The 13,141-nt window shown below is 62.2% G+C and carries 17 protein-coding genes; 9 read left to right on the top strand and 8 right to left on the bottom strand.

The window, feature by feature from the left end; all coding sequences use genetic code 11:
- Nucleotides 1-38: 38 nt before the first annotated feature.
- The 4 genes from ACQ4MM_RS13665 to ACQ4MM_RS13650 all read left to right on the top strand — a co-directional run bounded on the left by ACQ4MM_RS13665 (nt 39) and on the right by ACQ4MM_RS13650 (nt 2,383).
- Entirely contained in the window at nt 39-737 is a 699-nt protein-coding gene (locus tag ACQ4MM_RS13665) for a glycine zipper 2TM domain-containing protein (RefSeq protein WP_431477873.1), read from the top strand.
- 78 nt (nt 738-815) lie between these two features.
- The gene (locus tag ACQ4MM_RS13660; RefSeq protein ID WP_139232699.1) at nt 816-962 is read left to right on the top strand and encodes a lmo0937 family membrane protein; all 147 of its coding nucleotides are present in this window, start codon (nt 816-818) and stop codon (nt 960-962) included.
- 98 nt (nt 963-1,060) lie between these two features.
- The gene (locus ACQ4MM_RS13655; protein WP_431477872.1) at nt 1,061-1,726 is read left to right on the top strand and encodes an OmpA family protein; all 666 of its coding nucleotides are present in this window, start codon (nt 1,061-1,063) and stop codon (nt 1,724-1,726) included.
- Between the two features lie 63 nt (nt 1,727-1,789).
- Nucleotides 1,790-2,383, top strand: coding sequence for a DUF3617 domain-containing protein (locus ACQ4MM_RS13650; RefSeq protein ID WP_431477871.1), 594 nt, complete (start codon nt 1,790-1,792; stop codon nt 2,381-2,383).
- On the opposite strand, the gene ACQ4MM_RS13645 is transcribed toward ACQ4MM_RS13650, so the two are convergent.
- Nucleotides 2,364-3,203, bottom strand: a complete 840-nt coding sequence (locus ACQ4MM_RS13645; protein WP_431477870.1) for a branched-chain amino acid aminotransferase — start codon at nt 3,201-3,203, stop codon at nt 2,364-2,366. The two genes, ACQ4MM_RS13650 and ACQ4MM_RS13645, sit on opposite strands and share 20 nt — an antisense overlap.
- A 42-nt stretch (nt 3,204-3,245) precedes the next feature.
- Nucleotides 3,246-4,331 carry a porin gene (locus tag ACQ4MM_RS13640; RefSeq protein WP_431477869.1) on the bottom strand — a complete coding sequence of 362 codons (1,086 nt, stop codon included), beginning with the start codon at nt 4,329-4,331 and terminating at the stop codon, nt 3,246-3,248.
- A gap of 71 nt (nt 4,332-4,402) precedes the next feature.
- Between ACQ4MM_RS13640 and ACQ4MM_RS13635 the strand changes: the two genes are divergently transcribed.
- The 3 genes from ACQ4MM_RS13635 to ACQ4MM_RS13625 all read left to right on the top strand — a co-directional run bounded on the left by ACQ4MM_RS13635 (nt 4,403) and on the right by ACQ4MM_RS13625 (nt 7,768).
- Nucleotides 4,403-5,680 carry an acetyl-CoA hydrolase/transferase family protein gene (locus ACQ4MM_RS13635; RefSeq protein ID WP_431477868.1) on the top strand — a complete coding sequence of 426 codons (1,278 nt, stop codon included), beginning with the start codon at nt 4,403-4,405 and terminating at the stop codon, nt 5,678-5,680.
- A gap of 64 nt (nt 5,681-5,744) precedes the next feature.
- Entirely contained in the window at nt 5,745-7,166 is a 1,422-nt protein-coding gene (locus ACQ4MM_RS13630; protein ID WP_431477867.1) for a phospholipase D-like domain-containing protein, read from the top strand.
- A 53-nt stretch (nt 7,167-7,219) separates the two neighbouring features.
- Complete coding sequence (locus tag ACQ4MM_RS13625) at nt 7,220-7,768, top strand: hypothetical protein (RefSeq protein ID WP_431477866.1); 549 nt, start codon at nt 7,220-7,222, stop codon at nt 7,766-7,768.
- Here the strand turns inward: ACQ4MM_RS13625 and ACQ4MM_RS13620 are convergent.
- The 3 genes from ACQ4MM_RS13620 to ACQ4MM_RS13610 are packed head-to-tail and all read right to left on the bottom strand — an operon-like array spanning nt 7,765 to nt 10,135.
- On the bottom strand, nt 7,765-8,574 hold the full coding sequence (locus tag ACQ4MM_RS13620) for a metallophosphoesterase family protein (protein ID WP_431477944.1): 810 nt from the start codon (nt 8,572-8,574) through the stop codon (nt 7,765-7,767). The genes ACQ4MM_RS13625 and ACQ4MM_RS13620 overlap by 4 nt on opposite strands.
- Nucleotides 8,574-9,467: a diacylglycerol/lipid kinase family protein gene (locus ACQ4MM_RS13615; protein WP_431477943.1), complete on the bottom strand. Its 894-nt coding sequence runs from the start codon at nt 9,465-9,467 to the stop codon at nt 8,574-8,576. The genes ACQ4MM_RS13620 and ACQ4MM_RS13615 overlap by 1 nt, the downstream gene beginning before the upstream one ends.
- A 5-nt stretch (nt 9,468-9,472) precedes the next feature.
- Nucleotides 9,473-10,135: a phosphatase PAP2 family protein gene (locus tag ACQ4MM_RS13610; RefSeq protein WP_431477865.1), complete on the bottom strand. Its 663-nt coding sequence runs from the start codon at nt 10,133-10,135 to the stop codon at nt 9,473-9,475.
- Between the two features lie 110 nt (nt 10,136-10,245).
- Here ACQ4MM_RS13610 and ACQ4MM_RS13605 point away from each other — a divergent pair, with 110 nt between their 5' ends.
- Nucleotides 10,246-10,470 carry a hypothetical protein gene (locus ACQ4MM_RS13605; RefSeq protein ID WP_090436685.1) on the top strand — a complete coding sequence of 75 codons (225 nt, stop codon included), beginning with the start codon at nt 10,246-10,248 and terminating at the stop codon, nt 10,468-10,470.
- Here ACQ4MM_RS13605 and ACQ4MM_RS13600 read toward each other — a convergent pair.
- On the bottom strand, nt 10,467-11,369 hold the full coding sequence (locus ACQ4MM_RS13600) for a LysR substrate-binding domain-containing protein (RefSeq protein WP_431477864.1): 903 nt from the start codon (nt 11,367-11,369) through the stop codon (nt 10,467-10,469). The genes ACQ4MM_RS13605 and ACQ4MM_RS13600 overlap by 4 nt on opposite strands.
- 102 nt (nt 11,370-11,471) lie before the next feature.
- Here ACQ4MM_RS13600 and ACQ4MM_RS13595 point away from each other — a divergent pair, with 102 nt between their 5' ends.
- Nucleotides 11,472-12,488: a zinc-binding alcohol dehydrogenase family protein gene (locus ACQ4MM_RS13595; protein ID WP_431477863.1), complete on the top strand. Its 1,017-nt coding sequence runs from the start codon at nt 11,472-11,474 to the stop codon at nt 12,486-12,488.
- Here the strand turns inward: ACQ4MM_RS13595 and ACQ4MM_RS13590 are convergent.
- The gene (locus ACQ4MM_RS13590) at nt 12,485-12,838 is read right to left on the bottom strand and encodes a hypothetical protein (RefSeq protein ID WP_431477862.1); all 354 of its coding nucleotides are present in this window, start codon (nt 12,836-12,838) and stop codon (nt 12,485-12,487) included. The two genes, ACQ4MM_RS13595 and ACQ4MM_RS13590, sit on opposite strands and share 4 nt — an antisense overlap.
- The gene (locus tag ACQ4MM_RS13585; RefSeq protein ID WP_431477861.1) at nt 12,816-13,091 is read right to left on the bottom strand and encodes a hypothetical protein; all 276 of its coding nucleotides are present in this window, start codon (nt 13,089-13,091) and stop codon (nt 12,816-12,818) included. The genes ACQ4MM_RS13590 and ACQ4MM_RS13585 overlap by 23 nt, the downstream gene beginning before the upstream one ends.
- Between the last annotated feature and the right edge of the window lie 50 nt (nt 13,092-13,141).

The raw sequence follows: 13,141 nt of genomic DNA, 5'->3' as shown, positions 1-13,141 counted from the left end.
CGCCACAATGCCACTATCCAATAGGAAAGGATTTCAGCATGGAACGAGAAACCAAGGTCATGAGCTATACCACCCATCCGATGCTGCTGATCGCCGCCATCGCCGTGGTGCTGTTTTGCGGTGTCGGCATTGCCGCGGTCATGGGCTGGCTGCCGCAATCGGGCGCGAAGATGGGGCCGCCGGTTGCCGAGGCACCGCTGCAGCTGGATGCACATGACATGGGGCCGCCACCGGCGCCGGCAGGCTATGCGCCGGTCGACCGCCTGGCCGAGACGTCCGGCAACGGTGGCGGCAGCTACGGCGGCGCTGCCGCCCGGTCCGAGCCGCATGCGCCGGACGCGCGCTATCAGGAAGCGGAAGCGCCTGCGCGCCAGCGCCCCGCACAGATGGCTGCAGCGCCTGCCGCCTGCCATAGCTGCGGCGTGGTGGAGTCGGTGCATGCGGTGACCCAGCGCGGCCAGGGCAGCGGCCTGGGCGCGGCAGGCGGCGCCATTGTCGGCGGCCTGCTGGGCAACCAGGTCGGCGGCGGCAATGGCCGCAAGCTGGCCACGGTCGCCGGCGCGGTGGGCGGCGCCGTGGTCGGCAACCAGGTGGAAGGCAATATGAAGTCGACCACCACCTACCAGGTGCGCGTACGGATGGAGGACGGCAAAACGCGTACCATCAACAGCAGCTCGGCCAACTGGCAAGCTGGGGACCATGTAAAAGTCGTCAAAGGACATTTACAACGGCGCTGATGTTCGACAACGTACAGATGACGCGGTTGGACGCAGCAATAATGCATCCAAGATTACGGACTATGAGAGGAAAACATCATGCTCTATACGATCGCTGTGGTACTCATTATCTTGTGGCTGCTTGGCCTGGTGACCTCCTACACTGTGGGCGGTTTCATCCATATCTTACTGGTCGTGGCAGTCATCATGATCTTGCTGCGCCTGATCAGCGGGCGCGGCATTTAGATAGTGCCGGCCAAGCCGGCGTACACTAGCGGGGCGGGGACTGCGGCGCAGGACCCGTCCCGCTTTTTTTCGAGCATTTTTTAACGAAGGAGAAGCTCATGCCCAATAAAACCCTTGCTGTCCTGCTGATTGCCGTGCTCGTCACGACAGGCTGTGCGGATATGAACGCCACCCAGCGCGGCACGGCCACCGGCGCCGGTGTCGGCGCCGGCCTCGGCGCTGTGCTGGGCGCCGCCACCGGTCCAGGCGGCGGCAAACGGGCGGCCGGTGGCGCCGTGCTGGGCGCCGCAGTCGGCGCGGTGGTCGGCAACGTCTGGTCCAAGCGCATGGAAGCGCAGAAGCAGCAGATGGAACAGGCCACCCAGGGCACTGGCGTGCAAGTCTCGCAAACCGGCGACAACCGCCTGAAGCTGGAAATTCCAAGCGATATCTCGTTCGATACCGGCCGTTCCGATATCAAGCCGGACTTCCGCCCCGTCCTCGACCGCTTTGCCAGCACGCTCAATGAAAACCCGGCCACCACCGTGAGTATCGTCGGCCATACCGACAGCACCGGCAGCACCAGCATCAACCAGCCGCTGTCGGTCGATCGCGCAGCGCATACCCGCGACTACCTGGCGACCCGCGGCGTGTCGCCCACCCGTATCGTGATCGAAGGCCGCGGCGAGCAGGAACCAGTGGCGTCGAACGACGACGCCGCCGGCCGCGCGCGTAACCGGCGCGTGGAAATCTACGTGGCCGAGCCGCGCCAGCCACAAGGCTAAGCTCGCCTGAACGGCCCGCGGCATGGTGCAGCGGGCCGACTATCCGCACCTTAGGAGCCCCCCATGAATATCCGATCCTTCTTCCTGCTTTGCCTGGCCGCCGCGCCGGCCATGGCGCAGACGCTGAAACCAGGACTGTGGGAACTGGATAACCGCATTGCTTCCGCCAGCCCCGAGATGATGGCGATGATGGCGGCGGCCCAGCAACAGATGGCGAATATGGCGCCGGAACAGCGCAAGTCGATGGAACAGATGATGGCGCGCCACGGCGTCAACCTGGGCCTGGGCGACAACGGTGGCGTCAAGCTCACCTATTGCCTGACCAAGGAAATGGCCGAGAAGCAAGACCTGCCGGCCGGCCAGCCGGGCCAGTGCACCACCACGCGCACCCCGGTGCCTGGCGGCTTGAACGTGACCTTCAATTGCACCCGGCCGCCTTCGAGCGGCAATGGCCAGGTGATTTTCAACGGCAATACGGCCTACAGCATGCGCATGAACGTGAACAGTTCAGCCCAGGGCAAGCCGCAAAACATGGTGGTGGAAGGCAGCGGCCGCTGGCTCAGCGCCGACTGTGGCAGCGTAGCGGCGCCGGCACCCGCCGCGCCGCCCAGCAAACCAGGGCCGGAAGTACAGAGCCCTACTCGCCGCGCTCAATAAAGGCCCAGTACAGCTCGCGGGCCTTGGCAGCGACAGGACCGGCCGGCAGAGCGCGGCCGTTATAGCGTACGCAAGGCGTGACCTTGCCGAAGTTGCCGGTATTGAAGATCTCGCTGGCGCGATCCAGCTCTTCCGGCTTGACACTGCGCTGCTCGACTTCAATGCCAGCTTCGGCCAGCAGCTTGATCACGCGGGCGCGGGTAATACCGGCCAGGAAAGTACCGTTCAAGGCCGGCGTGACCACCTTGCCCTCCGGTGTCACGAAGAACAGGTTGGCGGTGGCAAACTCTGCCACGTTGCCCTGGCTATCGCAGACCACCGCATTGTCATAGCCGCGCTCTTTCGCTTCGCGCAGCACGCGGGTTGAATTGGCGTACAGCGCGGAAGCCTTGGCATCGGTCGGCGCCATGTCGGCGTCGGGGCGGCGCATGGCCGACAGGCAGGCCGAGAAGCCGCTGAACGGCGGTACCGGCGCATCGAACAGGGTCAGCGCGAAGGCCGACTTTTCAGAAACCGGAATCAGCAAGCCATCGGTGGCGAATACCAGCGGGCGGATGTACAACTCGGCGTCGGCAGGGAAACGGGCCACGCCCTCTTTCACCAGTTTTTCCATTTCATCGACGCTGAGCGGACATTCCAGGCCCAGGCTGCGCGCGGAGCGGATCACCCGCTCCAGGTGCGGGCGCAAGTCCGGCAGCTTGCCGCGCATGGCGCGCGCGCCGTCGAAGACGGACGAACCGAGCCAGACGCTGTGGTCCATCGCACCGAACAGGGGCGCATTGCCTTCCGCCCAGTTTCCATTGAAGTAAGTCAGATACATACGTGTTCCCCGCTGAAAGTTCCAGCTTGGGAATGTAGCACATCAGAAAGCGTGGCGCAGGCCGAAGGTAATGGCGCGGTTGCCCTTGCCGCTTTCGCTCGCGGTACCGGCGGCATAGGCTGCGCCGTTGCGGTTGCGGATGTGGGCGAAGGAGGCGTGCAGCGCGCTGCGTCTGGACAGGGCATACACCATGCCGACGGCTGCCTGGTCGGCATCGTGGTTGGGCGGGCTGCGGTCATCCTTGTGGATGAAGGACACCATGTAGGTGGCGCGTCCGCTGGTATAGGACAGGCCGGCCAGCATATCGTGGCTGTACAGCGATGGCGTGGTCAGGGCCAAGGCGCCGTAAGGATTGGACGGATCCCAGGGCGAACTGCCGAGGCCGCGGTTGATGCCATAGGCGGCAAACAGCGTGGCGGCGCCAAAGTTGAGGTTGGCGGCCACCAGCGTGTTGCGCGCGGACAGGTCCACCGGCTGCGTGGTGCCAACCGCCTCGATCGGGTTGCGCTTGCGCTGGTGGGCGATGCGGATATCGAACATGCCGTTGGCAAAGCCCAGCGTTGCGCCGTAGGCCCGGTTGCGCGAGGTACTGAATGTCGATTCACCGAAGCTGTAGATGGCGCCGGCGCTCCACTGGTGTCCGGAGGGCGTGCGGTATTTCACCGCATTGTCGTAGCGCTTGGTGGTGAAGCCCATCAGGTTGGTGGCGGTACCGGCCTGCCCGCCATGGAAGGGGTCGGCCACCTCAGCCAGCGTTTCGTATTGCAGGTTGTACTGGCGCCCGAGCGCCAGCATGCCCCAAGGTCCATCGAGCCCGACCCAGGCCTGGCGCCCCAGCAAGCGCCCTTCTTCCGAGCGGCCGGTATCGTTCTCGACACCGCCTTCCAGGGTGAAGACGGCGGAGTTGCCATTGCTGCCCAGCGGTTCGCGCCCGGTGATGCCGATGCGCGAGCCTTCCGATATACCCGCAGAAACCTTGCTGCGCGCACAGTTCTGCTGGCAGCCGCGCTCAAGCACTACGCCGGCATCAACCACGCCATAGGGCTGGACGCCCTGTCCCGCCGGCGGTTCCCTGGTCTGCGCCAGCGCCAGTGCGGGCAATGTAAGCAGGATGGCAAGAGCTTTCATGCCTGTCAGCTTAGGGTAAGCCGTGTCATGCAATCTGTGCGCACACCAACAAAACTATTCGGAGACCGAGTATGTCCAGCAAGCGTTGCAGCGCCGCCGACGCCATCCGCCTGGTGCGTGATGGCGACATGATCATCGTTCCGACCGGCGCAGGCGAGCCGCCTGCCCTGTTGCAGGAACTGTCGGCACAGCGCCGGAATTTCCATGGCGTGCAGGTGGCGCAAATCCTGGCCATGCGCAAGTACGAGTACTTCGATCCGGAAACGGCGCATCATGTACGGCATTGCGCGCTATTCTTCGGCGGCGCCTCGCGGCCTGCCGGACAAGCGGGGTGGGCCGATTTCATTCCCGCTTATTTTTCGGAAATCCCATCTTTGATCGAACATGGACAGATGCCGGCCGACGTGGTGTTTGCACTGGCGTCGGAAATGGATGCGCACGGCAACTTCTCGCTCAGCCTGGGTGCCGACTACACCATGGCGGCATTGAAGAAGGCCAGGGTGATCGTGCTGGAATCCAATCCCAACGTGCCGTTCGCGCATGGCCAATGCCACATCCATATTTCGCAGGTGACGGCGGTGGTTGAGAGCAATGAGCCGGTGATCGAAGTCGGGCTGCCGAAGATCGGCCCGGTACAGGAAGCGATTGCCGCCCACGTTGCGCCGATGATTGAGGATGGCTCGACCTTGCAGATCGGCTATGGCGGCATCCCCGATGCAGTGGTGATGCAGCTCACCAGCAAGCAGGACCTGGGCATCCATACCGAAATGATTGGCGACGGCATCCTCAAGCTGGTGGAGTGCGGCGCCGTGACGAATCGCCGAAAATCCTTCATGCCGGGGCGCATGGTGGCAACTTTCGCGCTCGGTTCGCGCAAGCTGTACGACTTCATGCACCACAACCCCATGTTGGAAATGCATCCGGTCAGCTTTACCAACGACCCGTATATCGCCGGGCAGAACGACAAGCTGGTATCGATCAATGCCAGCCTGCAGGTCGACTTGCTCGGGCAATGCGGCTCGGAAAGCCTGGCCCACCTGCCCTATTCCGGCACCGGCGGCCAGGTTGACTTCGTGCGCGCTGCGAATCGTTCGCGCGGCGGCAAGTCGTTTATCGTGCTGCCGTCCACCGCCAGGGAAGGCAGCATCTCGCGCATCGTGCCAACGCTTTGCGCGGGGACCCATGTGACCACCAGCAAAAACGACATCAATTATGTGGTGACCGAGTACGGGGTGGCCCAATTGCGCGGCAAATCGGCCAAACAGCGGGCCGATGCATTGATTTCCATAGCGCATCCGGACTTCCGGGGCGAATTGCGGCGTGAGGCAGCCCGCCTGAACTACAGCTAACTATGTTCGGCAGCGAACATTCAAGCGTTCGCTGCTGCCTTAGACTGGCCTTCGGAGGTCACTCATGAAGGCAAGTCGCTGGCTGGCTTTTATCCTCGCGGGCTGGACGTTGCTGGCCTGCGCATCGTTGCCGGAGGTCGATGCCGACCGGGCCAAGGCGCGCGCCAATGCGGTGCCTGCAGTCGTTAGCGCCAACGGCAAGCTGCCGCGCCAGACGACCGAACAGCTGCTGAGAAAACGCTGGTCCAAATCCACCCTGGATTTGAAGGGCCAGGCGGCACTGGAGGAAGCGGCGACCGGCGTGCCGCTGATCGCCGGCAACCAGGTGCAATTGCTGTTCGACGGTCCGCAAACCATGGCCGAGATGATGAAGGCCATCGCGGCGGCCAAGGACCATATCAACTTCGAGACCTATATCTTCGACCAGGACGAGCTGGGCATGAAGTTCGCCGACCTGCTGATCCAGAAACAGAAGCAAGGCGTGGTCGTCAATGTGATCTACGACAGCGTTGGCACTCTCGGCGTGCCGCAGGAATTCTTCGACCATATGAAAGAAGGCGGCGTGAAGCTGCTGGCCTTCAATCCGGTGAATCCGGCCAAAGCGCGCGGCAATGGATGGAAGGTGAATGCCCGCGACCACCGCAAGATGCTGGTCGTGGATGGCAGGGTCGGCTTTACCGGCGGGATCAACATCAGCGATACCTATTCGAAGAGCTCGCCATTCCGCGGCGGCTCCGGTGGTGCAGGCTCGGGATCTGGCGGCGGCTCCAGTCCGGCCCGTGAAAAGGGTGAGAATGACGTCGGCTGGCGCGACACGCATGTGCGCATCGAAGGGCCGGCCGTGCAGGCAATGCAGTGGCTGTTCGTGCAAACCTGGATTGAGCAGGATGCGGATGATTTGCGCGACGCCAAATACTTTACGCAGGTGGCCCCAGCGGGCGACAAGGTGCTACGGGTGCTGGGCTCCAAACCCGAGGGCCACTTTGAAATTTACAAGGCGCTGCAGCTGGCGATGCAAGAGGCAAAGAAATCGATCCACATCACCTGCGCCTATTTCGTGCCGGACGACCAGACCATGGAGGCCTTGACCGATGCCGCCCGGCGCGGCGTCGATGTGCAACTGGTTCTGCCCAGCGTGTCGGACAGCGGGCTGGTGTTCCATGCAGGGCGGGCGTTCTACCAGCCTTTGCTGGAAGCCGGCGTGAAAATCTATGAGCTCAAGCTGTCGGTACTGCATGCCAAGACAGCGGTGATCGATGGCGTCTGGTCTACCGTCGGTTCCACCAATCTTGACCGCCGCAGTTTCCTCCACAACAGCGAAGTCAACGTGATCGTGATGGGCGATGTGTTCGGGCTCGAAATGGAAAAAGCGTTCAAAGAAGACCTGCACAACTCCAAGGAAATCACGCTGGTGGAATGGAATAAACGGCCCATCTCCAACCGCCTCAAAGAATGGCTTGCCCGGGTATGGGACTACTGGCTCTGAGTTTTGATATTCGTCAAATCGCGTCACCTCTTTCAGCCTAGGCTGAAAGAATCATGAACGATCGTAAGCCGCCCACCTCGCTTGACAAGCCGCCGTCCGGCGATGACCATGCAGGTATCCCCACGCGCGTAACCAGGCTGGAGGTGATGGTGGAAGAAGTAATTCTGCGGCTCGACAGGCTCGATCACAAGGTCGACAAGCTGGACAAAAAGCTCGATGACGGGCTGGAAAAGCTTAACGACAAGATTGACATTGGGCTGGAAAAGCTCAATGACAAGATCGACACGGGGTTGGAAAAGCTCAACGACAAGATCGACATAGGACTGGAAAAGCTCAACGACAAGATCGACACGGGACTCGAAAAGCTCAACGACAAGATCGACACGGGACTCGAAAAGCTCAACGACAAGATCGACACGGGGCTCGAAAAGCTCAACGACAGGATTGACACGGGGCTGGAAAAGCTTAACGAAAGGATCGACGCAAACCGGAAGGAGTTGCACAACCACTTCAACAAAATCTATTACATGCTCATCATGTTCTTGATTGCGCTGGTGGGTGGCCTGCTGGCCTTGTTGGCCAAGGTGGTCGGCGTTTTTTAGGCAGCAGGGTGCCAAATGTCGCCTTGGCGGCGGAAGACGTCGGTGGCGGCGAGGGTGAAGCCGGTGCCTTCGATCCAGCTATAACGCTCAACCTGGATCTCATCGTGCTGCACGCGCAGCACATTAAATGAGTTCGTCTCACCTCGGCTGCGGGTGGAGGTGGCGGTACCGGCCTGCACTACCAGCGCGGCATAGCCGTCTATCTCGTAGCGCTCGGAAGTATTGTGGGTATGACTGGTGTGCAGGTGCCCTGCCAGCAGCAGATCCACTCCGCAGCGCGCAAATACTTCCATTGCCATCGGTGCCCGGTCGACGATATCGTCGTTATCCTTGTGCGGCGGCAGGTCGAAGGGATGGTGGGTCACTACAACCCGCGTAACGCTGCGCGGCAGGTGCGAAAACCGTTGCCGCAGGTAGTCGACTTGGCGGCGATTGACGCGGCCATCCTTGAAGGTCAACGAGCGCGCTGTGTTCAGGCCCAGCACAGCAATTTCATCGTCTACAAATTCTGGCGCCAGGTCGCGCGTGATATAGCGGCGGTACTTGACCAGCGGCTGGAAGAAGCGTGCAGCCACGTTGTATAGAGGGATGTCATGATTGCCCGGCACAACAATTTGAGGCTGGGGCAAGGTGTCCAGGTAATGCCGCGCCTGACGAAATTGCGCGCTGCGGGCACGCTGCGTCAGGTCGCCCGAAGCCACCACCACATCCGGCCGCAAATCTCCGATCAACTCGCGCAAGGGCGCAAGCAGCGCATTGTCGACACGGCCGAAATGCAAATCGGAGATATGGACCAGGGTTCGCATCATTCCTCCTGAGGGTGCGGCACGATCACCGGCAAGGCCGCCGGGCGGATCCGGTAACGCAAAGGCGGCGCCATGACGGTAACTTCGCCATCGGTCGCCACGCGCAGTCGGCGGTGGCGCGTCTCGATCACCATCTCGCCGGCCTGGAACACATGAAACTCGCGCGATTGGCGCAGTCGTCCAAGCAGCGCCCGCAAAGCCAGTTTCAGCAAACCCCAACGGGTCGGCCGCTGCGCTACATACACGCTCAGGGCACCGCCATCGAGGCGCGCCCTCTCGCCGATATTGAATCCTTGCATATGGTATTCATTATTGCCGATGAAAACGAAAGGCGTGCGCCGCGCATGGCCTTGCTCGCCAAGCGTCAGGCGCACGCTGAGGAAAGGATAGCGCCGTAACGCAGCCAATGTCGCCCAACCGAACGCCGTCCACTTGCCGCGCCCGAGGCGACGCTGCTGCCGCTGGCGGTCGCGCACGATATCAGGGTAGAGCCCGAGGCTGGAGTTATTCAGGAAAATGCGGCCGTTGACCTCCCCTACGTCGACTTGCGCCACGTGGCCAGCAGCCAGTGTGGCAATTGCCGCGTCCAGCTGGATCGGAATGCGCAGGTCGCGCGCAAAGTGGTTGAGCGTCCCCATTGGCAGCACCCCGAACACGGCGCCGCTATCCAGCACCACCGAGGCCACGGCATTGATGGTGCCGTCGCCACCGCCGGCCACCACGATTGAGGTTCCGGTGGCCAGCGCAGCACGCGCCGCCTCCATCAGGTGATTGACGTCGGATGCCAGCGTAATATCCGCATCGAGGCCGTGGCCGGCAAAGCGCGCCGCCAGCGATTCGCGCCACGGCCGGCCATAACCCAGGCCGGCGCCGGCGTTGATGATGACGGCCATGCGGCTCACAGGCGCTCCCGGTGCCGGCGCAGGCTGGATACGGCCGTCACACAGATCGCCAGCCAGGCCAAACCTTCCGCCACGGCCGCCAGCACATCGGTCAGGTAATGCACACCCAGGTAGACGCGGCTGAACGCGACCAGCGCCACCATCAGCAGCGCACCCACGACCAGCGCGGCCCGCTCGGCAGGGCTGCGGGCTTGCGTCCAGAGATAGCAAGCCAGTACGCCGTAGAACACCGTCGCGGCCAGCGTATGGCCACTGGGAAAGCTGAAGGTCGGTAAAGTCAGCAGCGGCACTTCAAAGCTGGGCCGGGCACGCTGGTAGCTGTGCTTGAGCAGCACGTTCAGGACCATGCCCGGCGGCACGGACAACAGCAGAGTCAGCAGCCAGTAATGCGCTTGCCTGCGCCAAAGATGCCAGGCGAACAGCAGCGTCAGGAAAGCGATGCCGGCTACGCTGTGCCCATGGCTGACCGTCAGCATCAAGGTGGTCAACGGTTCGCCGGCCCGGGCATGCAGCCATTGCGACACATTGATATCCAACGCTGCCAGGCGGGCGCCCGGCCCTACCGCAGCACCGGCAATGGCATCGAAAACGGCCGCCGCCACGATCAGCAGGGCCAGTCCAGCCACAAGATGCAAAGGAAGTCGGATCGTATCTCTCATACAACGCTCATTAAAAATAACTGATTTTTCATCCAGTACTGTTGATTCATACAGTATTTGTGTTATTCTAATCACTCGTTAAACACACAACACAGCAAAAGGAATTCGTCATGAACACGATGCACAGCACCTTCGGCTCCCGCTTTGGCCTGGAATATGCCCCTACGTCTTTCCTGGTTCGCTTCGGCAAACGCGAAGTGCTGGTGTGCCGCGACTTCCGCAAGCGCTTCTACGCTGTGAACCCGATCATCGAGTGCGACACCGGCGTGCAGCCTGGCCACCTGGAAGTACTGCTGTTCAGCCGCTGGCTGCTGATCTTCTCCAAGGCTCACTAAGCTTCAGTCTCGCATAGCTGTTCATACCGGGCGCGCAAATAGTCGCGCAAACGAATCACGACGGGCGTGACCTGCGAGCGATGCATGCAAACCAGCTGTAATGGCACCTCTTCACCCATTACATCTGGTAGCAGCAAGCGCAAGCGACCGGCCTTCAGGTCGGCGGTCACGTCCAACCGTGATTTGTAGGCAATCCCCAATCCCGCTACCGCCCAGCGGCGTACCAGGTCGGCATCATCGCTACTGCGATTGCCCCTGACCTGCACCACTTTGCCTTGGGCGGGGAAGGCCCAGCGGTCATACAGCACGTCATCCAATGCAAAGCGCAGGCAATTGTGCCGAGCCAGCTCGTCCAGGTTGGCCGGGGCGCCGTGCCGGCGCAAGTAATCCGGTGAAGCGACCAGTGCACGCCGGTTGCCGGGCGCAACAGGCATCGCCACCAGGCTGGAATCATCGAGCTTGCCGTAGCGCAGGGCCAGGTCGACCGGCTGGCGGTACATGTCCGCGACCCGGTCGCTGACAAACAGCTGCAGGCTGATGGCCGGGTACTCGGCCTGGAATCCGTCCAGCCATGGCAGCAGCACATTGCGGCCCACATCCGATGGCATCGAAATCTTCAGCAGGCCTGCCAGTTCCTGCTGACCCTGCCTGATCGCCTCATGCCCTTCGCGCAACTGGCGCACCGCCTCGCGCGCGTGGCGCAGGTAATGCTCGCCTTCCGCCGTCAGGCGCAGCGAACGCGTGGTGCGGGCAAACAAGCGCAATTGCAATCCATCTTCCAGCCGCTTCAAGGCCGCACTGGCCAGGGCCGGCGAAATGTCCAGGGAGCGCGCAGCCGCCGACAGGCTGCCACGGTCGGCCGTGTTGACGAAGACTTCCAGGTCGTCCAGGCGCAGCATTTTCGGCATTCCTTTGAAAGTGTTTCCATGATTTTAGTCTTTTTCGTGAAGCCGCGATGATCGAAGATACCGACATCGCCACTTTTTACGAAAGACCTGATCATGAAAGCTGTTGCATACCGCGCCTCCCTGCCGATCGACCACGCCGATGCGCTGATTGACGTTGAACTGCCGGCCCCGGTTGCCACCGGCCGCGACCTCCTGGTGGAAATCAAGGCTGTTTCGGTCAACCCGGTCGACACCAAGATCCGCTTCAACGTCGCCCCTGGCGAAGGCGAAAACAAGGTGCTGGGCTGGGATGCCACCGGCATCGTGCGTGCGGTCGGTCCCGACGCAAGCCTGTTCAAGCCTGGTGATGAGGTCTGGTACGCCGGCGCCCTCGGACGCCCCGGCACCAATGCAGAACTGCACCTGGTTGACGAACGCATCGTCGGCCACAAGCCATCCAAGCTCAGCTTTGCCGAAGCGGCCGCCCTGCCCCTGACCGCCATCACGGCCTGGGAATTGCTGTTCGATCGCCTGGGTGCAAGCCGCGACAAGGCGCGCGAAGCCGGCAAGTCCCTGCTGGTAACGGGCGCCGCCGGTGGCGTCGGTTCCATCCTGGTCCAACTGGCGCGACAGTTGACCGGACTGACCGTGATCGGCACGGCCTCGCGCCCTGAAACCGCGGAATGGGTAAAATCGCTGGGCGCCCACCACGTGATCGACCACAGCAAGCCACTGGATGAAGAAATCCGCCGTCTTGGCCTGCCGCCCGTCAATTACATCGCCAGCCTGAATGAGAGCGAACAGCACTTTGCCGCGCTGGCCGAACTGGTGGCACCGCAAGGCAAGCTGGCCCTGATCGACGATCCGGCCCATATCGATGTACGCCTGCTGAAACGCAAGAGCGTATCGCTGCACTGGGAATTCATGTTCACGCGCTCCATGTTCGAGACCGAAGACATGGCGCAACAGCATGCGCTGTTGAACGATGTGTCGCGCCTGGTCGATAGCGGCGTGCTGAAAACCACGCTCGGTGAGCGCTTCGGCGCCATCAACGCGGCCAACCTGAAACGCGCACACGCCCTGTTGGAAAGCAACCGGGCACGCGGCAAGATTGTGCTGGAAGGGTTCTAAGCTTCGGCGGCGGCACGTGCGGCATGCGCTGCCGCGCTCGCCTCGCCGGCCTGTTCCACCGCATGTTGCTGCTGGCGGATCGCCAGCGCCCGCCGGTCATGGGCGTCGACCAGGTCAATCAATGATTGCGAAAGACGGCATGCCTCCTTGACCGTCGCATCGAAGCGGTCACGCCCGCGCATCAGCATGGGCGATTCGTAGCCGGTTGCGCTGAACATTTCGCAGATGTCGCTGCACAGGTCGCGCAGCTTGCGCATCGAGTCGCAGGCGCCTTCGATATCGGCGCGCATCTTGCGGTCAAGGTCGATGAACTCGGTGCGGGCATAATCATGGGCCGACAATTCCGACACGGTGCCTTTCCAGCGCTGGATGCGGCGGCTGATGCGGCCGATGTTGGCGTTTTTTTTCGTGCAGAATCAGCGCATACTGCCAAGCCAGCAGCGCCATCGGCAGGCAGGCCAGGAAAGCTGGCATGCCCGCACGCCGCAATGAGGTTTCCATTTTTTTGCAGCGGCGCAGGACTGCACCGATATTGCTGCCAAGGGATTGATTGCGCATGGCCGTCCTCCCGACGATCCGCCGTGCGAAGGCATGGCGCGACAAGCCAAGTATAGGCAGCGCAGGGCCGGCGCGAACATGCCCAAGGTTGATGC

The organism is Massilia eburnea, assembly GCF_050709955.1.
GTDB classification, from domain to species: Bacteria; Pseudomonadota; Gammaproteobacteria; order Burkholderiales; family Burkholderiaceae_D; genus Rugamonas; species Rugamonas eburnea_A.
This window is presented reverse-complemented; position numbering and strand designations above follow the sequence as displayed.